The following is a 24,158-nucleotide window of genomic DNA, read 5'->3' on the forward strand; positions in this document are numbered from 1 at the left end:
TAAAGCCTCCTGTTCATCCAGGAGGCTTTTATCGACCAAAAATTTTTTATATCAATTAAATGCTTGATCTATCAATTAAATCTCGAATATATCGACCAAATTAACAATATATCAATTAAACAAAAAAAGTGCAGGAGTTCTCTCCTGCACTTTCCTTATCCCTTCACAATTCTACTTTCAAATGGACCCAGCTTCTCCATCCCATACGACTTTTCCTTATCACTGTGATTCATCAAGAATAGGTACGAATCCCCACCGATATGACGGCGATACACTTCCACATCACGTTCAGACTCGATCGTATCGATTCCACAGTCATTCGTCACATCGGCAGCAATTTTCTCCAAAGCCTCTTCACTCAAACCACCGCCGACGTAATAGACGCTTCCTTTTCCAAACGAGTTCTTCGTCACGGCTGCGTACCCTTTGTAAAATTGATCCTGATACGAATAGAGCGTTTCTGCTTGTTCAGGAACGAGGAGGTCGCGCCACACGGAAATGTGAGCGGGAACTTCAGCAAACGATCCTTCTCCCTGCAGTTCAAGCTGGTGCGCGGCGGTTAAAGATTCAATTTCCTCCACGCGAGCACCGATCAACTCACGGACTGGGCCTGGCAGAACTTCGCCAAGTCGGATGTTGTTGTCCCTGCCTTTCAATCCGGCACGGTAGGAAAAGATGACCGTGCCGCCTTCGTCTGCAAAGGTTCGGAGACGACTGGCAAGCGTATCGTCCATCAGCTGCATGACAGGGACCAGTACGACTTTATATGTACTGAGATCACGGGTTGCCGGGATGACATCGATGTTCGTATTTTTCCGGTAAAACGGGCGGTATAATCGCAGCAATTCTGCGTTGAAATCGAAGTCTTTGCTCTGGATCTGCGAACGCCATGACCAGATGTTGTCATAATCATAGAGAACCGCAACGTCAGAGTTTATTTCCGCATTCAACAACTCTTCGTGCTCTTTGATTTCGTTGAAAAGAGATTGGACCTCTTTATATTTGCGGCCATATACGTTGTCATGATCCACCACACCGTAACAAAACTGCTCGGCACCTTTCGTCATGCCACGCCAGCGGAAGTAGAGCATATTGGAACAGCCATGTGCGAACGCTTGATAGGACCACATTTTCGCCTGGTTCGGACGTGGCAGGTAGCCGATGACATCATGACCCTGAGCTCCCATCAGTTCTTCGACAATCCAATAATTCTGGTCCAATAAACCACGGTTGAAATCGTGCGTCATGGCAATCGCTTCTGGAGGGATCGGTTTTTCGAGTCCGCCCCATACCGGATAGTTATCATAGGACACGAAATCCATTGGCTTCACATTTTCTTCGTGGTCGAACCACTTATCGAAAAACCCGCCGGACACGTTTGTGGTCACTGTCTGATGGCTTCCTTTATGTTCATTGACAATCGCCGTCATTTCGTGCGTAAATCCGTTGACAGAAGAGGAACGAAAACGTGCCCACTCCAGTTTCAATGTCGGATTGTGAGTCGTTACCGTCGGCTTTGGAATCGGGATTTCAGAGAAGTCGTTATACGTCTGTCCCCAGAAAATCGTTCCCCACTCGTCATTCAGCTGTCCTACACTGTCGTATTTGTTTTCCAAATACTGATGAAACGCGGCATAACACTGGTCACAGTAGCACATGTCGCTTCCTTCATGACCGAATTCGTTATCAATCTGCCAGGAGACGATGGCTTCTTCGTCTTTATAGTGCTGGACGAGTTGTTTCGTAATTCCTGCTGCGTACTGACGGTATTTGTCAGAGTTGAAGCAGTATTGGCGGCGACCGCCAAACACTCTCTTGTTACCGTTTTCATTTTCAGACAAAATGGATGGATGTTTCTGAGCGAGCCAGGCTGGGAATGTCGCTGTCGGTGTCCCGAACATGACATCAAGGCCGTGCTGTTTCGCTTTTTCAATCACATGATCGAAGTAGGAAAAGTCAAAGGCCCCTTCCTCTTTTTCCATGAGATGCCACGCAAATTCTCCAATCCGGATGATGTTGGCACCCATGTCTTTGATGCCTTGAAGGTCTTCCCCCATCATTTCTTCCGGCCAGTGTTCCGGATAGTAATCGACACCTAAATACGTCATTTATAAGCCTCCTGTCTCGATGTTCAATGTCCACGTATAAGAGCCGTGGGCCGGGATGTAGGATACTTTGCCGATTTTTTCAGCAAGATACACATCGTCGTACACGCCGGTGCATGGTTCCAATGCAATATTGTGCTCGCCACGGTAGCCGCCACGCGTTTTCCAAACGCCGAGATACGGCACCTTGTTCTCAGGGAAACGATACGTCAATTTCCTGTTCAAGTTGGGTTGGACGAGCGAGCACCATCCTTTAGAGAGCGGCTCTGTGAAATAAAATTTCTCTGCTGTCCCTTCCTCCATCGGCTCAAGTTCGCTCAGGTCAATTTTATTCCCTGTTTTCGCTGATTCCGTCTCCGGATAATCATGTGTTTTCCCCCAGTCACCGAGGTGCTGGGATCCTTTTTCAACATTCATCACCTGCTTCAAGTCTTCCGGGACTTCGATAGCTGTATGTTCATCCAGGTTGAGCAGCGCATGTGGTGTCCAAATGAATGGAAAAGGCTCATCACTCTTGTTGATTGCTTCATATTTGATTGTCACACCATCGCCATGAAGGCAGATTTTCTTTTTCAATACATAAGGAAATTCCGGACTGTGAACTTCCAGGGAAACACCGTCATGGGTGGCTTTGTATTCCCACGGCAGTGTCCATACTTCTCCGTGATCAGGGACCTCTTTCCAGTTGGTCGGGTGGGGACCTTTGTCGATTCCAGGAAACATTTCGTCAAATCCGCTGGAATCATAGTTGGAAAAATCCGCTCCATATGGCGGGATTTCGAGGTTCGGACGATCGGTCTGATACAGCCATTCATAATCGGATTCTTTATCAAAGAAACTGACCATCTTCCCCCCGTATCCCGGCAGGATTACCGCTCTTACACTCTCATTTTCCAGTACAACGGCATCCAGACTCTTGAATTTCGTCTTCTGGTACGTACACACATCGACCATTGGTCACCGCCTCCTTAACCTAATTGTTTCATGAAACGCTGGAACGCTTCCTTCCCTACTTCTGTACGTTTGAACACCCCTGCATGTTCCAAAACTGTTGAAAAACGTCGTCCGATTTCTTCTTGCAATTGTTCCCAGACAGCTTGTTCTGTCGTTGTATCCCATTCGATTTGCTTCGCCCATGGCACGTGTTTTTCGACTGCTCCATCTTTTGCTGCAGCGTCTAGTTTTTCTTCTTTGATGTATCGACTGAGCTGCTCCATTTCCTCGACTAACCGTCCAGGCAGTACGGCAAGTCCCATGACTTCAATGAGGCCGATATTTTCCTTTTTGATATGATGCACTTCTTCGTGTGGATGGAAGATGCCGAGCGGATGCGCTTCGTTCGTCCGGTTGTTTCTGAGGACGAGATCAAGCTCATATTGTCCATCTTTGTATCGGGCAATCGGGGTTACCGTGTTATGAGGATCCCCCTCCGTTTCTGCGAGAACCTCCACTTTTTTATCCGAGTAATTCCGCCACGACTGTAAAATGACATCTCCGAGTTCCGATACCCGGTGACGGTCCTCGCCTCGCAAGCGTATGACAGACATCGGCCAGCGGACAATTCCTGCCTCGATATCTTTGAATCTCGGAATATCGAAGGTTTCTTCCACTGGCGCTTTCGCCATCGGGAATTCATGGTGCCCCCCCTGGAAGTGGTCGTGACTCAGAATCGATCCGCCCACGATTGGTAAATCGGCATTGGAACCGACGAAATAGTGGGGCAGTTGATCGGTAAAATCAAGGAGACGATCAAAGCCTTCCTTGGAAACCTTCATTGGACGGTGTTCCCGTGATAAAACGATTGCATGCTCGTTGTAATACACATACGGGGAATACTGCAGGAACCAGTGCTCACCTTCGAGATCAACCGGAATGATCCGGTGGTTGTCCCGTGCCGGGTGATCGAGCCTGCCGGCGTATCCGACATTCTCCTTACATAGCAGACAATCCGGATAAGATGTTTGTTTCTTCGCTTTCGCCGCTGCAATCGCTTTTGGATCTTTTTCTGGTTTGGATAGATTGATCGTAATCTCTAAATCTCCATATTCTGTGTGGCTAAACCAGTGCTTGTTTTTAGCGATGCGGTCTGTGCGGATGTAATGGGAGTCCTTGGATAGTTGATAAAAATAATCCGTCGCTGCCTGCGGTCCTTCTTTCTCGAATTTGTAGTAAAAATCCCGGTTTACCTCTGAGGGACGCGGTACGAGAATATCCATGATCTTCGCATCAAAGAGATCCCGGTCCGTGACGGTATCTTCTTCGATGATCCTTTTTTCGACCGCATAAGAAAGCATGCGATCAAGGATGGCGACGGGAGTTGTATAGTCTTGACCTTCAGGAGAAACTTCTGCGGAAGCGCCTTCAATCTGGAATAAATGGAAAAGACGGTTCCGTACATAATCAACGTCCCATACGGAGATCATGCTTTTGCTCAGGCCGTACTGAATGAGATGTTCGATGTCTTGATAAATCGTCATACCTTCACCGCCCTTCTACTCTTCGTACCCATGTGGATGTTCTTGAAACCACTTCCATGCGGATTCTATCATCTTTTCGACCTCTGGAAATTCAGGTTTCCATCCAAGCTCTTTCCTCGCTTTTTCAGAGGAGGCGACGAGCTGCGCCGGGTCGCCGGAACGTTTCGGCGCAACTTCTGCCGGAACCGGATGCCCAGTAACTTTCCGAACCGCTTCGATGATTTCTTTCACACTGAAGCCTTGCCCGTTGCCAAGGTTGTAAATGGCGCTTGCGCCTCCTTTATCCAAGCGATCGATCGCCTGCAGATGAGCAGTCACCAAATCTTCGACGTGAATGTAATCACGGATACACGTACCGTCTGCAGTCGGATAGTCGTCACCGAAAATCATGATTTTCTCCCTTTTACCGAGAGCCACTTGTAAAACAATTGGAATGAGGTGCGTTTCCGGACGATGATCTTCTCCGATCCGCCCTTTCACGTCCGCTCCTGCCACATTGAAATAACGTAGGACCGTGTACTGAATGCTATAAGCCTGTTCGGCCCACTTGAGCATTCTTTCAATGGCAAGTTTCGTTTCCCCGTAAGGATTGGTCGGCTCTGTTGGATCGTTTTCCTGAATCGGAATCTTTTCCGGTTCTCCATATACAGCGGCCGTTGAAGAAAAGACGATCCGTTTTACGTCATGGGCGGCCATCGTCTTCAAAAGCGAGGTGGCTCCTCCAACGTTGTTATCATAATATTGAAGAGGTTTTTCCACACTTTCTCCGACAAGAGAATCGGCAGCAAAATGGAGCACGGAGTCGATGGGGTTTTCTTTGAATACAGAGTTCAAGAACGCCTCATCACGCAAGTCTCCATCATAGAGTTTTGCCCCATCAATCACCGCAGGACGATGACCTGCCTGAAGGTTATCCACGACGATGACATTTTCGCCCCGGTCCAGGAGCTGTGCTACCGCGTGACTTCCGATATATCCCGCTCCCCCGCATACAAGTACAGTCATATTTTCTCCTCCTCCAACCGTTTCGCTCCATCACCGATTTCTACGACATAAAAGTCGGCTTCTAAACCGGTTTGTTCCTGATAGCGTTGTCCGACCGCTTCGATGAAATCATCCACATGCGTTTGTTTGACGATGCTGATCGTACAACCACCGAACCCGGCCCCTGTCATGCGGGATCCGACAGCTCCTTCATCCCAGGCCGCTTCAACGAGGGCATCCAGTTCTTTTCCTGTGACCTCATAATCATCTCTCAGTGATACATGAGAAGCATTCATCAATTTCCCGAACCCTTCGATATCTCCGGCATTCAACTGATGAACCGCTTCAATTGTGCGTTCATTTTCATAGACCGCATGTTTTGCGCGCTTCCGAACGGTCGCATCTTTCATGATTGATTTGTGTGTTTCAAAATCATCAACGCTCAAGTCTCCTAAACTACGAATAGAAGCGACTTGCTTCAATTGCTTCAGGGCCTGTTCGCATTCCTCTCTACGCTCGTTATATTTGGAATCCGCAAGACCGCGTCGTTTATTCGTATTCGCAATGATCAACGTATGATTTCGGAGTCGAACAGGCGTGTACTGATAGTCCAGGGTGTCACAGTTCAAAAGCAGAGCATGATCGCTTTTTCCCATTCCGATCGCGAACTGATCCATGATGCCGCAGTTGACGCCGACAAATTCGTTTTCTGCTCGTTGAGCAAGCTGAACCATTTTCACACGGTCCATCGATAAATCAAACAATTCTTCCAGCACAACGCCAGTAACAAGTTCTATAGATGCAGAGGAGGAAAGGCCGGCGCCGTTCGGAATATTGCCGTAAAAAGCAAGATCGAGTCCTGAATCGATGTCGTAACCGGCTTTTCGAAAAACATCAATGACGCCTTTCGGATAATTGGCCCAATCATGATCTTTCTCATATACTAGTCCTTCTAGATGAGATTCTACAATTCCTTTGTCTGGAAAGTTCATAGAATAAAATCGAAGCTTTTGATCATCTCTTTTTCTTGCTGCGACATACGTTCCTAGACTCAGCGCACACGGAAACACATGACCTCCGTTGTAGTCTGTGTGCTCACCGATCAAGTTCACACGACCTGGAGCGAAAAACGTCTGCGCTTCCTGTCCTCCGCTGAATTTCTCATCAAAAACGGAAAGTAAATCTTCCATTTCTATTCCCTCCTTCTTCATTTTTTCTCTTTGATAACGAAAAGCTGAGATTGGTGATCCCCGCTGCGTTCTGCTTTTGCATGATTCGCTCCATTGAACTCCACACCAAGGGGGAGTCCACGATACATCAGTTCGTCACCATAAAATGTAGTGGATGTCCCCTCAATTTCGTACCGTTTCTCAGGATCCAGACCGCGCAGTTTTACAACCTGGTCGTTCTTCGAATTAGGGAAGTACTGGGCACGGTACCAGCCTACGACCGCCTGGGATTTTTCTTCTGAGACGACCATCCAGGCCGTATCCTGATTTTTAAATGGATCGGCCAACCGATAAAACGTACCGGGATGAATCAAACGACGAAGCGATTGAAATTCGGTGATTTGTTCTTTTACGATGGCCTTTTCTTCCTCCGTCAATTGGCTGGGATCGAATTCATAGCCGAACGTCCCGAAGTAGGCGACATCGGCACGGAACTTCAAAGGCGTGTTCCGATACGTCTGGTGATTCGGTACCGCGGAGACATGCGATCCCATGCTGCATAGGGGGTAGGCAAGAGACGTGCCGTATTGGATCTTCAACCGTTCAACGGCATCGGTATCGTCACTCGTCCATGCTTGCGGAGCATAATAAAGAAGCCCGGCATCAAAACGTCCGCCTCCGCCCGCACAAGACTCGAACAATACACCCGGATACTTAACCGTCAAACGCTCATACAACTCATAGACTCCGAGAATGTACTGGTGAAAAAAGTTGACCTGGTCATCCAGATATTGGGAATAAGGTTCGGTGATGTTGCGGTTCATGTCCCATTTGATGTAGTCGAGTTCGGTTTCGTCAATGAGTGCACACATCCGTTCAAACAGGTAATCGACAACCTGAGGGTTGGCGAAATCAAGCACTTTTTGGTTTCTTTCCAACGTTTGATGTCTGTGCGGTGGACCAACGACCCATTCCGGGTGCATTTTCATCCGTTCACTTTCAGGACTGATCATCTCCGGTTCAAACCAGAGTCCGAATTGAAGTCCTTTCGCTTTTACTTTTTTCGCAAGCGTTCCAATCCCGTTGGGGAGTTTCTTTTCATCGACAAACCAGTCGCCAAGCGAAGTGGTATCATCATTGCGTTCTCCAAACCAGCCGTCATCAAGAACAAACAGCTCGACTCCGAGATCCCGCGCTTCATCTGTAAAACGATCCAATTTTTCTTCATTAAAATCGAAGTAAGTGGCTTCCCAGTTGTTGATTAGAATCGGACGATCTTTTTTCATCCAACGAGGTGCAATCAAATGGTTGCGGTGCAAGTCATGAAACGACTGGCTCATTTCATTCAAGCCATTTTCGGTATAGGTCAAAATCACTTCCGGGTTTTGAAAGCTTTCCCCCTGCGCTAATTTCCATTGAAAAGCCTGTGGATGGATCCCCATCGACAAGCGTGTCGTATTATAATGATCGACCTCAGCCTGAGCGAGGAAATTCCCACTGTAGACGAACTGCATGGCCATCGCCTCTCCGCTGTCTTCGGTCGCCTCCTTCCTTTTCAAGGCGAGAAAAGGATTGTGCTGATGCGAGCTCGCTCCGCGCACACTTCCGATCGATGAAACGCCTGGCGTTAATTCTCTCCTCTCGATATGTCGTTCCCGGGCCCATGCGCCTGACAGATGAACCATTTCATAATCCGCATCAGGGAGGTCGATGGAAGCAGACATGGAATGCTTCAAGATCACCGACTCTTCCCCGTAATTGGTGAGGCGATTACTTCTTGTGAGGACAGGCAGATCACGGAAGATGGTGTACATGAGCTCCCACTCCACCTGTGATTGGTCATCTACGAGCGTCATGACAAGGGTTTCTGCTTCTGATGCTTCAGCAAAAGTTGCTGGAAGACCTTCTAACTTCGGTTTCCCTTTGATCGTTTGGTGATGTTTATAGTGAAAATCAGCGACGGACGCGCCCTTATTTTCTTCTAAAATGAGCGCAGGCGTGCGAAAGTCTCCTTTTCCGTAAACTGGTGCTTCCTGCCTGACGGTTTCCAATGAAAAACCAAGGTCCCCTTCGAACGCATGTGTCGTCGAAGGGTTGTTATTTTCATAGTCTTGAAAATGACGGAAATCCCGGTCACGGAGTGCTTTGCCATAGTAGAGATGGCCGAGCTGTCCGTTTTTCATGACGTGGAAGATATAACTGATCCGTCCGTTGGTTAGATGAAATTGTTGCGTTTCTTCATTAATACAGATCAACGGCTGCTCCTCCTTCTACTCTTTGACAGATCCACCAAGAATTCCGGAAATGAACTGCTTTTGCAACAACAAGAAGAAAATCATGATCGGCAATGTAGAAAGCGTCGTTCCCATCATGACCTGCCCGTAGTCGATCCGTGACATTCCGACAAGACTTGAGAGGGCGACCGGCAAGGTGTACATTTCCTGTGACTGCAGGACGACGAGCGGCCAAATGAAGTTGTTCCACTGGAACATGAACAAGAAAATCGCAACAGCAGCGAGCGCAGGACGCATCACTGGAAGGACGATGCGGAAGAAAATATGAAACTCTCCGGCCCCATCGACACGCGCAGCTTCAAGCAAAGAATCCGGAATGGACTGCATGTTCTGTCTCATTAGGAAAATGGCGAATGGATAAGCCACCTGCGGAAGGATCACCGCCTGGAACGTGTTCAACCAGCCGACACTTCCGAAGATTTCGAACAAAGGAATCAACGTCACGTGATATGGAATCATGATCGCGACAAGCAGCATGAAGAAAATGGCGTTACGTCCTTTGAATTGGAACTTCGCAAAGGCGTAGCCCGCCGCCGTACAAACGATAGCGGAAATCGCAGTAAACGTCAGCGTAATGAACAAGGAGTTTCCCATCACGCGGATGATGCCAATGTTTTCATTCAGATTTTTAAAGTTCTCCCATCCATAATCACCAGGGAGGAAGTTCGGTGGAACCTTGAAAATCTCTCCTGACGGGTTCGTCGCCCCGACAAACATCCAATAGAACGGGAAAACGGAGATGATGACCCCTATGAATAAGAAAGCGTATAGGAGTGTCTTTTTAAGCGGACTAATCTGTTGCTTCATTTATCTTCACCTGCCCATTTCATTTGTGCCCAGGAAAGGACCCCGATGATTAATACAAGAACGTAAGCAATGGCGGATGCGTAACCGAAATCAAAGTATCGGAAGCCATTTTGATACAAATAAAGCGTGATCGTCAGTGTGGCATTGTTTGGACCACCCTGCGTAAGAATGTAGGGCTCATCGAACAACTGCAGCGTACCGATCGTGGATAATACGAAAGTGAACAAGAAGATCGGCTTCAATTGTGGCACGGTAATGTAAAAGAACTGACGGACCTTCCCTGCCCCGTCCATCTCTGCGGCTTCATAAAGCGATCCAGGGATGTTTTGGAGACCGGCAAGGAAAATGACCATATTATACCCGGTCCAGCGCCATGTGATGGCTGCCATCAAAGCGACTTTTGCCCAGAATGGATCGGACAACCAGGCAATTGCCTCAATACCAAACAATGAAAGGACATAGTTGGCAAGGCCGTAGTTTTCATCAAGAATGATCATGAAGATGATCGAAGATGCGACCAATGCTGTAATCGCAGGCATGAAGAAAGCGATCCGGAAGAAGCTCTTCATTTTTACCAGTTGCGAATTAAGCGCCACCGCAATGACAACAGCTAAGAACAACTGGATCGGTACTTGGATAAGCAAAATGAGGAACGTATTTCCGAGGGCTTTGTAAAATAAGGTGTCCTGGAACAATCGAATGTAGTTATCCAGTCCAACAAATTCATACCCTGATCCTGCACGCGTTTGAAAACTTAATAATAAAGACGAAATGACTGGATAAACGGTAAAGATCAAGAAGAATGTAACGGCTGGAAGGATGAATAAGTACGGCACTGTTTTCGGTGTAATCCATTTCTTACGGGATTTCTTTTTTTGATTGGACGGACCTGGTTTCTTAGATGGCTGTTTGTTCGTTTCATGGTTAGAGTTTGCCATCTGTTCAGCATTCGGTTGACTCACAATGTTCTACCCCCTCAAAGATATTGGCTAGCAATAAAAGCGCTTTCATTTTAGGCTTCAGACTTTGTTAATTAATTTAATTTACTTAATAGTAACATAGCTTTATGTGTTTGTCTGCTCCATTTTCAGAAAAATTACATTCATTTTCACTTCTATAAATGCTTCCCATTGTGGAAGTGTGGGAGGTCAGCTTCTACCCTAGGTGGATTTGGATTCTGTAAGCTTGATAGAGAAGGCTTTATGCTTATAACAGCAGCATAGTGGAAGCTGTCCCTCTTAGCGTCAGGGATTTGTTTATCCCCCGTGACGCTCAATACGGTAAACGAAACGCCGAAACATCTCGAACCTGTGCCTTCAACAATCCTTTCTAATCCTTTAATAAAGGCATAAAACAAAAAGGTCGATCCCCACTTTGGGAGATCGACCTTTTTTCGTTCTATTTTTTATAGGGAGTCCATTAGTTTGCACTGCGTCCTGTTTCACTTTCAAGCTTGTCCGCTGCGTTTTGAAGCGCTTCTTCAATCGGCGTGCCGTCAAGCAGGATGGATGCTTGTGTATCAGACATCGTATCGAACGCACGTGCATAATCAGCCGTGTAATTGGCTACAGGAATATCGGATACTTCATCCGCGAACAGTTGGAAAACAGGTTGGTTGTTAAAGAATTCGGATTCTTGGCTGAAGTAATCTTCTTCATACGTTGTTTCTAAAGATGGGAAGATTCCTTTTTCTTTAAGTGCCTTCATTTGTGGATCTACTTCTGTTGTGAAATACTCCACGAATGCATAGGCTGCACTTTCATTGTCTGTAGAAGATGGAATCACTAAGTCTGATCCACCAAGGTTGGCTGCACGGTTGCCACCTTCTTCAAATGCCGGCAAGTAGAAGACATCCCAGTTTCCACTTTGATCAGGGGCCTGATCCATGATCGTTCCGGAATACCATACACCAAATGGAACAGTTGCCACTTCGCCGTTAACCGTTGCAGATACGACACCATCCCATCCGTTGTTGTTCAGGACAAGGTCTTCATCATGCAAACGTTGGATCACATCAAAGGCTTTTTGTGATTCTTCGGAAGCCACATCAATGTTGCCTTCCTCGTCAAAGTAAAAAGCTCCTTGCTGGTTCAGCATCATACGGTAAAGCGCATCGTCCGCTGCAACATCGATTGGAACCATTTTTGTTCCTGTTGCTTCTTGAATGGTTTTACCTGCTTCAATGTAGTCATCCCACGTTTTGATATCCTCTGGGTTTACGCCTGCTTCTTCAAAAATATCTGTACGATAGAATACACCTGCAGGTCCTACGTCCCAAGGAGCTGCGAAAAATTCGCCGTCTTCATTTTGTGTTACCGACTTTTTATACTCTCCAAAATTATCTGCGTGCTCATCGTAACCAAGCTCAGAAAGGTTAGCGATTGCATCCGGGAATTGATTCTGATAGTTGGCTAGACGATCGGATTCAACCATGACTACGTCCGGAAGTCCATTCCCGCCGGAAGCTAGTCCTACGGTTAACTTTTCATAAACATCCAAACGTCCGATATCTTCCACATTCACTTCAACATCCGGGTATTGTTCTTTGAATCCGTCAACCGCAAGTTCCATCGATTCCGCAGCTACGTTCCAGCCCCAAACGGTAATTTCACCGGATGGGTCTCCGCTTTCGCCACTCTCTCCAGAGGATTCTCCTCCTGTTTCACCGGAACAAGCAGCCAGCCCACCAGCCACAAGGCCTACCAAAAGAAAACTCTTCAACCAATTTTTCATTCTGTCTTCCTCCCCCTTATTTGATAGCGTTTTCAAAACTTAATAAAATAAATTAACTAACTAGTTATAAGGTAGCATAGAACCATACAAATGAAAAGAGTTTTTTCAAAATTAACTCTTTTGAAAAGAGAACTGTTCTATAATAGATGCCGCGAGGCCAGTGTTTACGTCAGGAACTTAATAAAATAAATTTAATAAGTATCATTTTATGGTAAAATGGAAGCAGTACACCATAGTTGGAGGAATCGTATGAGCACGCACTATACTAGAGGCAGTTTTCAGTTGATGAAATCAATGAATCGCTCCATTATTTTGAATATGATCCGTGAGCATGGCCCGATCTCCCGTGCGGATATCGCGAAGCAGTCGAGATTGACTCCGCCCACAGTGAGCAATATTGTTAAAGAACTTATCCAAACCCAATTTGTCATTGAAACCACCCAGGGGCAGTCTAAGGGTGGGCGTAAACCTACATTGCTTGAAATTAACGCGGATCACTTTTACATTATCGGCGTCGATGTTGGAACCTTCCATATGAACTTTGTCGTTACGAATTTATATGGGGAACTGAAGGATGCCGCGAAAAAAGAGATCCCTTCTTATCCTTCGAAAGAGGATATTCTAGAAACAATGAAAAGCGGCATTCGCGAATTTTTCACATCAGGTAAATGCGATCCAAATAAATTTCTCGGTATCGGAATCGGGATGCATGGGATTGTGGATCCGATTGAAGGAGTCTCTCGTTTCGCTCCATCCTTCCAGCTCTACGATATCCCGATAAAAGCGGAGCTAGAAAACGAGTTTGATATGATCGTCAAAGTGGAGAATGATGCAAAGGCGATGACCCTTGGGGAATATTGGTTCGGCAACGGAAACGATGCGGATAACATGGTCGGTGTCAACGTCGGGAACGGAATCGGCGCAGGGATGATGATCAAAGGACAGCTTTTTCACGGAGAAAACAACATTGCAGGAGAAATCGGTCACATCACCATTGACCTTTCCGGACCGAAATGTACGTGTGGGAATTATGGGTGTCTGCAGACGCTTGCTGCCGGTCCAGCCATTGCAGAAAGAGCGCGCAAAGAATTGAAAACAGGAAAGCCCTCCATGATCCGGGACCTTGTGGATCATGATTTTGAAAAAGTGGACGGCAAGCTTGTGTATGAGGCGGCCTGCGAAGGGGACGAGTTCAGCATTGAACTTTTGAATCAGACAGGCAGGTTTCTCGGCATCGGCTTGACCAACTTAATTCATACCTTGAACCCAAAACGGATTATTATCGGTGGGGGCGTTTCGAAAGCCGGGGATTTTCTGATGGATGGAATCAAAGAAACGATCCATTCCCGGGGACTGACAAGTAAAGCGAAGGAAACGCATATCGTTTTATCTAAATTAGAAGAGCACGCCTCAGCGATCGGGGCTTGCGTATTGATATTAGAAGAATTTTTCTCGAGATAAGAAAAAGCCAGCCGGCAGTGTGAAACTGTCGACTGGCTCTTTTTATGGGTTCATTTGCATCTGCAGGACCATTCCCTCTAACACGTGGATGTTCCTTGCATTGTACCGGATTCCTTTGTAATCAAAAACGAGAATCTGGCTATCTTTCACATTGAGGAGTTCTCCATAGTTTTTTTCGGCCACGATTTTTTGATAGCTGATGGTGGCGATGACATTTTTCCGAGCCAGATACACCTTCATTCCGTTCAATTGCGAACGGATTTTTTTGTCCGGCGGCTCTTCATCATAAAAATAAACAAAATGCAGTTCATTCTCCGTAGAGGATGTAAACTGTTGGATCGACCTCTGTGTCGCATTCTGTGCACATCCCACTAAAAGCCCCAAAACGAGCAACAGCCCCAACCACTTTCTCAATTTACATTCCTCCAAAAGAATAGCTTATACCACTATATGCCGAACCTCTCCCCCGTACCACACCTTCCAGAAAATAACGTACCAGGTCATCCATATTCTGGATGACCTGGTACACCAATCATTTACAATTACATTCCATGTGTCCTTCTCTTTTTAGGAGAGTTTTTACATGTATCTACAAAAATCGTATAATAGGATAGTAGTTTATAGAAAGAGGTGGGTGAATGGAACGCAGGGAGCTTAAGAGAAAGAAAAGACGTAAACGCAGACGTTGGAAAGTCCTCCTATTTGTAGTAGCACTCATATTTTTAATCGGAGGCGTTTATTTATATACCATCTATAACGAAGTTCGTACGACAGTGAACCAGGATTTACATGAAGATGTCACATCCATCGATACCAAACAAACCAAAGAAAAAGTAGATAATAAGGAACCGTTGAACATTCTCCTTCTCGGGGTTGATGAAAGGGAGAATGATGTCGGTCGTTCTGATACGATGATTGTCATGACTCTTGATCCGAACAATGACCAAATGCAAATGGTCAGTATTCCAAGGGATACGTACGCAGAAATTGCCGGTGATGGCCGGAAGACAAGAATCAACCATGCCTACGCTTACGGGGGTAGTGACATGGCCGTAAACACAGTTGAAAACTTCCTTGATATTGAACTGGATTATTACATCCGGGTCAATATGGAAGGTTTATCTCAAGTTGTCGATGCTGTGAATGGAATCACGGTAAATAACGACCGTGCGTTCACCTCAGGTAATTTTAATTTCAAAGAAGGCGAAATTAACCTGGACGGTCGTGAAGCGCTCGCTTTCGTGCGCATGCGTAAGAATGATCCGAATGGAGACTTAGGACGTAATGAACGACAACGCCAGGTCATCCAGGGAATTATTGATAAAGGAGCGCGTCTTGACGCTGTAAACAAAGTTGGTGACGTCATGGATGTACTCGGAGACAATGTGAGCACAAACATGCAGTTCGCAGATATGCGCAGGCTCGTTACCAATTACAGCAGTGCCCGCAAAAATTCGACCACCTATCAAATGGAGGGAGAAAACTTCCGGGCGAATGGCATGTATTTGATTGACATGCCGGAAGAAGAAATTCAAAAAACGCATAATATGATTGTTAATTTTGGTTCTGAATAATACAAAGCCCCCTTCTCGTCACTTGAGAAGGGGGCTTTTCATTTGGCGACAGGACGTCCGGCTTAGGCGGCATCCTGGTCTTCCTTTTTATTTGCTGAATATTTTTTTATGGCTCGGATGATCCCAATGAAAACAAAATAGATACCACAAAACAGGAAGAAACCAAGCACGCTTACAACGGCATCAGCAAACTCCATGTTTCCACTACCGGTGATTTTCTGCTGAATCTCAACCGCAAAAACAAAGACAAGCACCATTGCAAAAGTAAATAAAAACGAAATCGCGGTTATGCTCCATTTTGCTAAGGCATGGAAAAGAATATCTACAAAAATAAGGCCGATGATTCCAAGAATCCCAATAACCCAGAAGTGGAGATCCTTATCAGACAAATTCCACCCCATCATCACCGTGAATTTCAAAATGACGTCATGCCAAACATTGACCACATCAGCCAACAATAAAATAATTTCTCTCATTGCTAGTCTCTCATTCTCCCATCTCTAAATCTAAAACCAATCCCAAGAATAAACTAAAAATACCATAAGGATACTCACTTGTATATGGTTTCTTACAAATACTGTTAGACCTGGTCATCCATGAAATGGATGACCAGGTCTAACAGTTATTTCCATATCACACATACATGTACCGCATCATAACATGTGCGGCAAGCCTGCTCGTCATATCTCTGAAGTCTTTGGTAGGGTCAACTTCTACGATATCCATCCCTTTGACCAGAGGGTGCCTGGAAGCAATAGATACACTGTTTAGCAGCTCTCTCGACGTCAATCCTCCCGGCCCAATAGCAGGACACCCCGGGGCATACGCCTGATCAACCGCATCCATATCCACAGACAAATAAATGCAGTCGCACATATTTTCCAATATCTGTATGACCTGGTCTGTTAGATTATGGATGCCTTTCTCTTCGACGTCGGCCATGGTGTAGGTGTGGATTTTGTGGTCGCGAGCGTAATCTGAGTAGGCTTTGGCATTGGAGAAGTCACGGATGCCTATTTGGACGAGATCTTCTCCCCGGATGACTCCTTCTTCAATTAAACTACGAAACGGGGTTCCGTTTGTCCGTCCGCCATCTTCCACATTTCGCAAATCATGGTGAGCATCCCACTGGATGACGCCGATTCTCCCGTATTTCTCGTGAAAGGCGGAAATACTAGGGAAACTTACTCCATGGTCCCCGCCAAGCATGATGTATTTGGAACAAGCTTCGGTGTCGATCATTTCTTTGACACTCGTCTTCAACCGCTTCCGTGTTTCTTCATTATCCGTGGGATGCACCGGGACGTCCCCAAAATCCAACAACTGCACATCTTCATAGCTTTTATCTTTCTCCCCTGAATACGTACTGTAAGCCCCGAGCGCCCTTCTAATCGACCCCGGGGCTTCCGATGCGCCTGACAATGAAATAGAAGTTTTAGATAAAGGCAGGCCGATAAGCCCTATATCCCCGGTTTTCCCAGGCTCGTAATCCGAAACCGTTTCATCAACTTTCGTCGTATGACGATCTTTGAATCTAGCATCCCTGCCCGGGTTGAGGTACTGAAAAGACACGGGCGCCCCTCCTCTCCCACACCTTTCTTCCACTCTTCCATACAGCCTTGGCATGGTTCGCCGCATAGTGATACGGGATGTATTTATAATTCGGAACGTCCCACAAAACAACATCCGCTTTTCTCCCCACACACAAACATCCGGCAACATCTCCTCTACCAATCGCATGGGCGGCATTGACCGTGACACTATTCCATATCTCCTCCGGGGTCATTCTCATTTTCAATGCGGCAAGCGACATAATCATCTGCAGGTTGTAGGTCACACAACTGCCCGGATTGAAATCAGTGGCCAGGGCGACGGCCGCTCCGCTGTCAATCATTTTTCTAGCATTCGCGTAATGGTCTTTTCCTAAGTAAAAGGTTGTTCCCGGAAGCAGCACAGCGACCGTGTCGCCATCAGCAAGGCTGTCGATTCCCTCATCAGAAGCGGCAACTAGATGATCGGCTGATGCCGCTGCCATAGATACGGCAAGTTCTGTTCCTCCGAGCGGATCGATTTCATCGGCATGAATCTTCGTTTGGAATCCAAGTTCCTGAGAAGCTTTCATGAAACGACGGGACTGCTCAATGGTAAAGACCCCCGTTTCACAGAAAATATCCGTGAACTCCGCCAACCCTTCCTCACTGATTTCAGGAAGCAGGCGGATCATTTCATCAAGAAATGCTTCTTCCTTCCCTTTGTACTCCGGTGGGATCGCATGAGGACCTAGAAAAGTCGAAACTAAATCAAGCAGGCTTTCTTCATTCAATCGTTTGACGACACGCAGTTGTTTCAACTCTGACTCACGCTCAAGCCCATAGCCGCTCTTCGCTTCAAGCGTCGTCACCCCGTGGGACGCGATCTGTTCCAACGTCTGTTTTGCTTTTTCATAAAGATCCGTTTCACTCTCCGCCCGCGTCGCTTCCACTGTGGATAAAATCCCGCCCCCTTGCTGCAAAATCTCCAAATAAGGCACACCGGCCTGCTTCAGCGCCAGCTCATTTTCCCGTGAACCTCCGAAGACGAGATGCGTGTGTGGATCGACGAGACCAGGTGTTACAGTTTTTTCCATAGCATCAACCCGCTCGCTGGCTTTTAGTTTCTGCGCTTCTTCGTTTGTGCCGATCCAGGCGACTTTGCCATCTTCAAAAGCGAGGGCCATGTTTTCCTTCACGTCCAACTGTTTCATGGCATCTCCTTTTAACGGACCTTCGGCAGGTAAAATCAATTGCCCAATATTTTCAATCAGCGTATCGTACATCACTGCTCCCTCCTCTTCATTGGAATATCAATCTCATGCTTATCCGCTTCTTCCATTGCTTTCTCATAACCCGCATCAGCGTGACGAAGAATGCCCATGCCAGGGTCTGTCGTGAGGACACGTTCCAACCTTTCTTCAGCAAGGTCTGTGCCATCAGCTACAACGACCATTCCTGCATGAAGGGAGTAGCCCATTCCGACACCACCGCCATGATGGAACGAAATCCACGAGCCGCCAGCCGCTGTATTGATGAGCGCGTTCAGCACCGCCCAGTCTCCGACCGCATCACTGCCATCCAGCATTGATTCCGTTTCTCTGTTTGGGGAGGCGACCGATCCACAATCCAGATGATCCCTTCCGATCACCACGGGCGCACTCAATTCACCTTTTCTCACGAGCTCATTAATCGCCATCCCCATCTTCTTCCGCTCCCCATATCCGAGCCAGCAAATCCTTGAAGGAAGGCCTTGAAACTGGACTTTTTCCTGTGCCATGTCAATCCACCTCAACAGCTTCTCATTTTCAGGAAAAAGTTCTTTGATGAGCTGGTCAGTGCGGTAGATATCTTTCGGATCACCGGACAAAGCGGCCCAGCGGAAGGGTCCTTTCCCTTCACAAAACAATGGACGTATATAAGAAGGAACGAAGCCAGGAAAATCGAACGCGTCCTTTACGCCTTCCTCTAGTGCGACCTGGCGGATATTGTTCCCGTAATCAAAAACGATGCTGCCTTTCCTTTGGAACTGAAGCATGAGTTCTACATGTTTGGCCATGGATTTTGATGAAAGACGCACATATTCGTCAGGATTCTTTTTCCTTAAAACGGCTGCTTCTTCTAGAGAATATCCCACAGGCACATAACCATTCAGAGGATCATGGGCAGATGTTTGATCTGTGACAATATCGATCTCCAGTCCATTTTGTAAAAGTCGTTCATGCATTTCTGCCGCGTTTCCTAAGAGAGCGATTGAAAGAGCCTCCCCATTTGCCTTCGCTTCTTTTGCCCATAAAACCGCCTCTTCCATAGACGCTGTGCTCACATCACAGTAGCCGGACTGAAGGCGCTTTGAAATCCGCTCAGAGTCCACTTCCACCGCAATGACGACTCCACCGTTCATCGTGACCGCAAGCGGTTGAGCCCCTCCCATACCTCCAAGGCCTGCGGTCAGTGTGATCGTTCCTTTCAAAGAGCCTCCAAAATGTTTTTCAGCAAGGGATGCGAAGGTTTCATACGTCCCTTGCAGAATGCCTTGTGACCCAATATAGATCCAGCTTCCTGCGGTCATTTGGCCGTACATCATCAGCCCTTTTTGATCAAGCTCATGGAAATGCTGCCAGTTCGCCCATTTCGGGACCAGCACGGAATTCGAAAGCAGCACCCTCGGCGCGTTCTCATGCGTTTTAAAAACGCCCACTGGCTTCCCGGACTGGACGAGCATTGTTTCGTCCTTTTCCAGACGCTTCAACGTTGCGACGATTGCATCAAACGCTTCCCAGTTCCGCGCCGCTTTTCCAATGCCGCCATAGACGACGAGCTCTTCCGGTATTTCTGCGACCTCTGGATCAAGGTTATTGCAGAGCATCCTTAAAACCGCCTCCTGCTCCCACCCTTTACATTCCAACTGCACGCCAGTTTTGGCTTTCACTTTACGAGTTGTCGACATAAGTTTCTCCTCCTTCATGAACGGATCGCCATTTTTTCCAATCAAAAGCACTCTCCTTCAACCATTTCTCTGCGTTTTCGATATCCTTAGAAAACACCCGGTCCTGCGTCACTTTCGGCACAACACTCCTTGCAGATTTCCAAAGATCCTGGGCAAGGACCGATGCCCGCTCAATCCCCCTAAGTTCCAGCGCCTGCAGACTGCAGATCAACTCGATCGCTATAACTTTTGTCGCGTTGTCGATGACCATGGCTGCGTGCCGCGCTGCTGTGGTGCCCATGCTCACATGATCTTCCTGATTCGCAGACGATGGAATCGAATCGACGCTAGCGGGGTGGGCGAGTGTTTTATTTTCAGAAACTAACGATGCAGCGACGTACTGAACAATCATCAAGCCTGACTCCAAACCCGGATTGGCACTGAGAAACGGGGGGAAGTCGTTCAACTGCGGGTTGACGAGCCGTTCGATCCGGCGCTCAGAAATATTAGCCAGTTCACTGATCGCTATTTTTAAAAAGTCCATCGCAAAAGCGATTGGCTGGCCGTGGAAGTTGCCACCGGACACGACTACTTTTCCACCTTCTAAAAGCAGAGGATTGTCCGTCGCCGCATTCATTTCAATCGTCAATTTTTCCCGGACGTAATGCAGCGTCTGCCATGTCGCCCCGTGCACTTGTGGAATACATCGTAAGGAATAAGCGTCCTGTACCCTTTTTTCTCCTTGAAAAGTGACGAGATGGCTACCGTTTATTAGATGCCGCATCCGCTCAGCCACCGCCATTTGTTCCGGGTAGCCGCGCGCTTCATGGATGCTCGGGTGAAAAGCATCACGAATGCCCTCCAGCGCCTGCAACGTAAGACTTGCCACCCAGTCACACTGCAAAGCCAGCCGCTCTGCTTCGATGTAATTGATGACTCCGACTGCCGTCATCGCCTGCGTTCCGTTAATAAGCGCAAGCCCTTCTTTTGCTTTCAACGATAATGGCTTCAAGGACAGCCGCTGCAATATATCTTTTGTTGTATGTCGATCTCCTTCGTAAAAAACTTCCCCTTCTCCCATCAGGACGAGCGCCAGATGGGCGAGCGGAGCCAAGTCCCCGGAAGCCCCGAGTGATCCTTTTGACGGAATGACCGGATGGACGTGAAGGTTTACGAGATCGCAAAGTCTCTGAACGATGACTTCCCGGACGCCCGAATAGCCTTTCATGAGAGCATTCAACCGGAGCACCATCATGGCACGGCTCACTTTTTCAGAAAAAGGTTCCCCCACTCCGCACGCATGCGAACGAATCAGATGGTGCTGCAGGCTGTCGACGTCTTCCGCAGCAATTCGGACATCACTCAATTTTCCGAACCCTGTGTTGATGCCGTACACCGAGTGCCCTCTCGTCACGATTTCCTCTACGGTTTCTCTGCTTGCCCGGACATCGATCAGGCTCGTTTTGGATAAGCCGATTTTGGCATTTTCAAAGCATATTCCCTTCATTTGCTCGATGGATAAGTCTCTTCCATTCAGTTCGATCATCCACAATCCCCCTTTCACACGAAAAGATTCTGGTGGATTTTCTACAAAAAGAGGCGACAATGGCATGGGAAATACCATTGTCGCCCCCTCATCGCTCATGACTATAGGCCACCTATTCTTTATATATGATTGATACCGAGTCCAAATGTCTCATGTTCCAAACCTTTTACCGGCGCCCCAATCGTCCCGTAAAAAGCGACGGCGATCCACTCGCCTTCTCCGGATCTGTCATAAGGCTTTCCACGCACGACGGCAAAGCGAAGCCCAACGGTCCGCATCATATTGCCCACTCCGATTTGTCCGCGCGTCACGCCCTGCAAAGATTCTAAGATCGCATGATAAAGGGCATGCGTCTCCCTGTAGATGTTTTCTGCGATGATCCCATTCCGTTTAGCAGCGGTTTCGACTGCCGCAATCACTTTTTGCACCTCCATGGAACCCGCTTTCCCTTGGCAGTAATCCACCTGTTCAAATGCCGGACCAAAAAGCTCCATTTCGGTTTCATTCAAGGAAGCGAGCAACATCGCAAGTTTTCCTATTTTCACCGTCTGGGTCATACCATCTCCACCCTACTCATCACTAATAACTACTTAAATTGTAACCGCTTTCTTAAATGTCCGCAATACAAAAAAGATGACCTCATCCAAATGGACCAGGTCATACAGTATTTTCCATATTATTCAATTTCAAATACAGCCTGTAGTAGGCGGAGAAAGCGAGAAAGGCGATGATGGATCCGGTGAAGATTGGGATGATCAGCGGGAAGATGTACAGACTGACGGCCAGAATGAATCCTGAACTGATGGCGACTGTCAAAAACAACACCGGACTGACAAATGTAAGCATCAACGCTTTTTTCAGTGCCGCTCCTACTTTTAAATCAAAATGGACGAGCGTGCTGAACGTGTTAATCGTGTAAACAAACAGCAGTATTCCCAAGATCAGAAACAGATTCATAAGCAGGGAACTTGTCGTAGAAAAATAATAAAGATCAACGGCGAGCACACTCCACAGAAGAGTAAGAACGATTCCAGCCTTCATGCTGTTTTTGTAATTCTCTTTATAATAGCTGAGGTATGACCGGTCAGCCGTCTCTTTATGATCCTTCCTCACCCAGTCACGTGCTTTCGCAAACATGGCAGTTGTGGCAGGGAAAAAGATGAAAGGCAGCAAAAGGACAAGCGGTGGCAGCAAATACCACAATTCCCTTACGTCTCCGATGTTCAATAAGCTCAACAATAATAGCGCCACAGGCAAATTGAACAACACCCACTGAAGGTTGGTTAATGCAAATTTACTGATCCACTCGCTGACGGCATAAAGGCCGCCTCTGATTCCTGATGACTGTTTCATAATCTTCCCCTTCCTAATTAGAAAAGCGCAAGCGCCCCGTAAGACACGACACGCATAAGCAAAACGGCTGTAGGAAGGTGATTTTTCCTTCCAACAGACGATTTGCTTATGTCGCGAGTGCCTGGGCGCTGGAGCTGGCCCACACTTCTGTGATCCATAGTAAATATAAAAACCCCTCAAAAGTCAGAGGGGTTTTGCTGTTTCCAAATTAAGCCCACCACATCTCCGTTGCCGGTTCTTCAATCAGCACGGACTTCAAGTTTTTCACGGCTTGATTGAATCCTTCGTTGATCGACATGATCGGATCTTCGTGCTCGATACTGACGACATGATCGTAGCCGTACGTACGAAGAGCACTGATGATATTAGACCATTCTTCAATTCCGTGACCGTAACCGACGGAGCGGAAACTCCAGGCGCGTGTCTGCACGTTTCCGTAATTCTGCATGTCTGTCAAACCGTACATGTTCACGTTATCCTGATCGATGTACGTGTCTTTCGCATGGAAGTGATGGATCGCATTTTCTTTACCCAAAATCTTGATCGCTGCTACTGGATCGATGCCCTGCCACCAAAGGTGACTTGGATCAAGGTTCGCCCCGATGGCGTCACTTGTCGCTTCACGAAGCTTCAACATCGTATAAGGCGTGTGGACAAGGAATCCTGCGTGCAGTTCAAGACCGACTTTTACATTATGTTCTTCGGCAAACTTCCCTTGCTCTTTCCAATAAGGGATCAGTTTTTCGTTCCACTGCCATTCTAACACATCTGAATATTCTGGTGGCCATGGAGTAACCGGCCAGTTCGGAGCCGTATCGTTTTCATGCCCGCCTGGTGTACCTGAGAAAGTATTCACGACAGGGACATCCATCAAGCTTGCTAGTCTCACTGATTTTACAAACGCTTCATGAGACTCTTCAGCGAAGGCTTTATCCGGTGAAACCGGGTTGCCGTGACAGCTGAAAGCACTGATGGTAAGCCCGCGGTCATGAACTTTCTTTAAGTACTCGTTTCGTTTCTCTTCACTTTCAAGGAGCTCATCTACGTTACAGTGAGCATTGCCAGGGTAGCCGCCTGTCCCGATTTCGACCGCTTTCAAGCCTGCTTCTTTCGCGTGGTCCAACATTTCTTCAAAGGATTTATCGGAAAATAATACAGTAAAAACGCCTAATTTCATGAACAATCTCCTCCTGCTAG

The 24,158-nt window shown here is 47.2% G+C and carries 20 protein-coding genes; 2 read left to right on the top strand and 18 right to left on the bottom strand.

Annotated features, from left to right (window positions below):
- Window positions 1-155 precede the first annotated feature (155 nt).
- The 9 genes from HFA01_RS14505 to HFA01_RS14545 form a co-directional block, all read right to left on the bottom strand.
- Window positions 156-2,108, bottom strand: coding sequence for a beta-galactosidase (locus HFA01_RS14505; RefSeq protein ID WP_146817483.1), 1,953 nt, complete (start codon window positions 2,106-2,108; stop codon window positions 156-158).
- Window positions 2,109-3,059: an aldose epimerase family protein gene (locus HFA01_RS14510; RefSeq protein WP_146817485.1), complete on the bottom strand. Its 951-nt coding sequence runs from the start codon at window positions 3,057-3,059 to the stop codon at window positions 2,109-2,111. It abuts the gene before it with no gap.
- Between the two features lie 14 nt (window positions 3,060-3,073).
- Window positions 3,074-4,582 (bottom strand): UDP-glucose--hexose-1-phosphate uridylyltransferase, encoded by a 1,509-nt coding sequence (gene galT, locus HFA01_RS14515; RefSeq protein WP_146817487.1) that lies wholly within the window; start codon window positions 4,580-4,582, stop codon window positions 3,074-3,076.
- A gap of 15 nt (window positions 4,583-4,597) precedes the next feature.
- Window positions 4,598-5,587 (bottom strand): UDP-glucose 4-epimerase GalE, encoded by a 990-nt coding sequence (gene galE, locus HFA01_RS14520; protein ID WP_146817489.1) that lies wholly within the window; start codon window positions 5,585-5,587, stop codon window positions 4,598-4,600.
- A complete protein-coding gene (locus HFA01_RS14525) occupies window positions 5,584-6,756 on the bottom strand; it encodes a galactokinase (RefSeq protein WP_146817491.1) in 1,173 nt (390 codons plus the stop codon). Before HFA01_RS14525 ends, galE begins: the two co-directional genes overlap by 4 nt.
- A 17-nt stretch (window positions 6,757-6,773) precedes the next feature.
- Window positions 6,774-8,990, bottom strand: a complete 2,217-nt coding sequence (locus HFA01_RS14530; RefSeq protein WP_246139340.1) for an alpha-galactosidase — start codon at window positions 8,988-8,990, stop codon at window positions 6,774-6,776.
- A 15-nt stretch (window positions 8,991-9,005) separates the two neighbouring features.
- Window positions 9,006-9,836 carry a carbohydrate ABC transporter permease gene (locus HFA01_RS14535; RefSeq protein ID WP_146817493.1) on the bottom strand — a complete coding sequence of 277 codons (831 nt, stop codon included), beginning with the start codon at window positions 9,834-9,836 and terminating at the stop codon, window positions 9,006-9,008.
- Window positions 9,833-10,798 carry a carbohydrate ABC transporter permease gene (locus HFA01_RS14540; protein WP_246139341.1) on the bottom strand — a complete coding sequence of 322 codons (966 nt, stop codon included), beginning with the start codon at window positions 10,796-10,798 and terminating at the stop codon, window positions 9,833-9,835. The genes HFA01_RS14535 and HFA01_RS14540 overlap by 4 nt, the downstream gene beginning before the upstream one ends.
- A gap of 457 nt (window positions 10,799-11,255) precedes the next feature.
- Window positions 11,256-12,569, bottom strand: a complete 1,314-nt coding sequence (locus HFA01_RS14545; RefSeq protein ID WP_146817495.1) for an ABC transporter substrate-binding protein — start codon at window positions 12,567-12,569, stop codon at window positions 11,256-11,258.
- A 249-nt stretch (window positions 12,570-12,818) separates the two neighbouring features.
- On the opposite strand from HFA01_RS14545, the gene HFA01_RS14550 reads away from it, so the two are divergent.
- On the top strand, window positions 12,819-14,030 hold the full coding sequence (locus HFA01_RS14550) for an ROK family transcriptional regulator (protein ID WP_146817497.1): 1,212 nt from the start codon (window positions 12,819-12,821) through the stop codon (window positions 14,028-14,030).
- A gap of 42 nt (window positions 14,031-14,072) precedes the next feature.
- On the opposite strand, the gene HFA01_RS14555 is transcribed toward HFA01_RS14550, so the two are convergent.
- Entirely contained in the window at window positions 14,073-14,444 is a 372-nt protein-coding gene (locus HFA01_RS14555) for a hypothetical protein (RefSeq protein WP_146817499.1), read from the bottom strand.
- A 224-nt stretch (window positions 14,445-14,668) separates the two neighbouring features.
- On the opposite strand from HFA01_RS14555, the gene HFA01_RS14560 reads away from it, so the two are divergent.
- Window positions 14,669-15,604: an LCP family glycopolymer transferase gene (locus tag HFA01_RS14560; RefSeq protein WP_146817501.1), complete on the top strand. Its 936-nt coding sequence runs from the start codon at window positions 14,669-14,671 to the stop codon at window positions 15,602-15,604.
- A gap of 62 nt (window positions 15,605-15,666) precedes the next feature.
- On the opposite strand, the gene HFA01_RS14565 is transcribed toward HFA01_RS14560, so the two are convergent.
- The 8 genes from HFA01_RS14565 to HFA01_RS14600 all read right to left on the bottom strand — a co-directional run bounded on the left by HFA01_RS14565 (window position 15,667) and on the right by HFA01_RS14600 (window position 24,138).
- Complete coding sequence (locus HFA01_RS14565) at window positions 15,667-16,080, bottom strand: hypothetical protein (RefSeq protein WP_146817503.1); 414 nt, start codon at window positions 16,078-16,080, stop codon at window positions 15,667-15,669.
- A gap of 157 nt (window positions 16,081-16,237) precedes the next feature.
- Window positions 16,238-17,176 (bottom strand): formimidoylglutamase, encoded by a 939-nt coding sequence (hutG, locus tag HFA01_RS14570; protein WP_246139342.1) that lies wholly within the window; start codon window positions 17,174-17,176, stop codon window positions 16,238-16,240.
- A complete protein-coding gene (hutI, locus tag HFA01_RS14575) occupies window positions 17,139-18,419 on the bottom strand; it encodes an imidazolonepropionase (RefSeq protein WP_146817507.1) in 1,281 nt (426 codons plus the stop codon). Before hutI ends, hutG begins: the two co-directional genes overlap by 38 nt.
- Window positions 18,419-20,083, bottom strand: coding sequence for a urocanate hydratase (hutU, locus tag HFA01_RS14580; protein ID WP_146817509.1), 1,665 nt, complete (start codon window positions 20,081-20,083; stop codon window positions 18,419-18,421). Before hutU ends, hutI begins: the two co-directional genes overlap by 1 nt.
- The gene (hutH, locus tag HFA01_RS14585) at window positions 20,067-21,608 is read right to left on the bottom strand and encodes a histidine ammonia-lyase (RefSeq protein ID WP_146817512.1); all 1,542 of its coding nucleotides are present in this window, start codon (window positions 21,606-21,608) and stop codon (window positions 20,067-20,069) included. The genes hutU and hutH overlap by 17 nt, the downstream gene beginning before the upstream one ends.
- Before the next feature lie 119 nt (window positions 21,609-21,727).
- Entirely contained in the window at window positions 21,728-22,165 is a 438-nt protein-coding gene (gene hutP, locus HFA01_RS14590; RefSeq protein ID WP_146817514.1) for a histidine utilization transcription antiterminator HutP, read from the bottom strand.
- 100 nt (window positions 22,166-22,265) lie between these two features.
- Window positions 22,266-22,961, bottom strand: coding sequence for a YesL family protein (locus HFA01_RS14595; RefSeq protein WP_146817516.1), 696 nt, complete (start codon window positions 22,959-22,961; stop codon window positions 22,266-22,268).
- A 208-nt stretch (window positions 22,962-23,169) separates the two neighbouring features.
- Window positions 23,170-24,138 carry a sugar phosphate isomerase/epimerase family protein gene (locus HFA01_RS14600; protein WP_089652018.1) on the bottom strand — a complete coding sequence of 323 codons (969 nt, stop codon included), beginning with the start codon at window positions 24,136-24,138 and terminating at the stop codon, window positions 23,170-23,172.
- Between the last annotated feature and the right edge of the window lie 20 nt (window positions 24,139-24,158).

Origin of the sequence: Halobacillus faecis, from assembly GCF_007991335.1 — a bacterium.
In the GTDB taxonomy this organism is placed as follows: domain Bacteria; phylum Bacillota; class Bacilli; order Bacillales; family Halobacillaceae; genus Halobacillus; species Halobacillus faecis.

Excerpts from the sequence above, each read along its gene's own strand:
- hutH (WP_146817512.1), bottom strand. The coding sequence starts at position 21,608 with ATGATCGAACTGAATGGAAGAGACTTATCCATCGAGCAAATGAAGGGA.
- HFA01_RS14565 (WP_146817503.1), bottom strand. The coding sequence starts at position 16,080 with ATGAGAGAAATTATTTTATTGTTGGCTGATGTGGTCAATGTTTGGCAT.
- hutU (WP_146817509.1), bottom strand. The coding sequence starts at position 20,083 with ATGTCGACAACTCGTAAAGTGAAAGCCAAAACTGGCGTGCAGTTGGAA.
- HFA01_RS14535 (WP_146817493.1), bottom strand. The coding sequence starts at position 9,836 with ATGAAGCAACAGATTAGTCCGCTTAAAAAGACACTCCTATACGCTTTC.
- HFA01_RS14525 (WP_146817491.1), bottom strand. The coding sequence starts at position 6,756 with ATGGAAGATTTACTTTCCGTTTTTGATGAGAAATTCAGCGGAGGACAG.
- HFA01_RS14510 (WP_146817485.1), bottom strand. The coding sequence starts at position 3,059 with ATGGTCGATGTGTGTACGTACCAGAAGACGAAATTCAAGAGTCTGGAT.
- HFA01_RS14545 (WP_146817495.1), bottom strand. The coding sequence starts at position 12,569 with ATGAAAAATTGGTTGAAGAGTTTTCTTTTGGTAGGCCTTGTGGCTGGT.
- hutP (WP_146817514.1), bottom strand. The coding sequence starts at position 22,165 with ATGACCCAGACGGTGAAAATAGGAAAACTTGCGATGTTGCTCGCTTCC.
- HFA01_RS14595 (WP_146817516.1), bottom strand. The coding sequence starts at position 22,961 with ATGAAACAGTCATCAGGAATCAGAGGCGGCCTTTATGCCGTCAGCGAG.
- HFA01_RS14560 (WP_146817501.1), top strand. The coding sequence starts at position 14,669 with ATGGAACGCAGGGAGCTTAAGAGAAAGAAAAGACGTAAACGCAGACGT.
- galE (WP_146817489.1), bottom strand. The coding sequence starts at position 5,587 with ATGACTGTACTTGTATGCGGGGGAGCGGGATATATCGGAAGTCACGCG.
- galT (WP_146817487.1), bottom strand. The coding sequence starts at position 4,582 with ATGACGATTTATCAAGACATCGAACATCTCATTCAGTACGGCCTGAGC.
- HFA01_RS14600 (WP_089652018.1), bottom strand. The coding sequence starts at position 24,138 with ATGAAATTAGGCGTTTTTACTGTATTATTTTCCGATAAATCCTTTGAA.
- HFA01_RS14505 (WP_146817483.1), bottom strand. The coding sequence starts at position 2,108 with ATGACGTATTTAGGTGTCGATTACTATCCGGAACACTGGCCGGAAGAA.
- hutI (WP_146817507.1), bottom strand. The coding sequence starts at position 18,419 with ATGTACGATACGCTGATTGAAAATATTGGGCAATTGATTTTACCTGCC.
- HFA01_RS14550 (WP_146817497.1), top strand. The coding sequence starts at position 12,819 with ATGAGCACGCACTATACTAGAGGCAGTTTTCAGTTGATGAAATCAATG.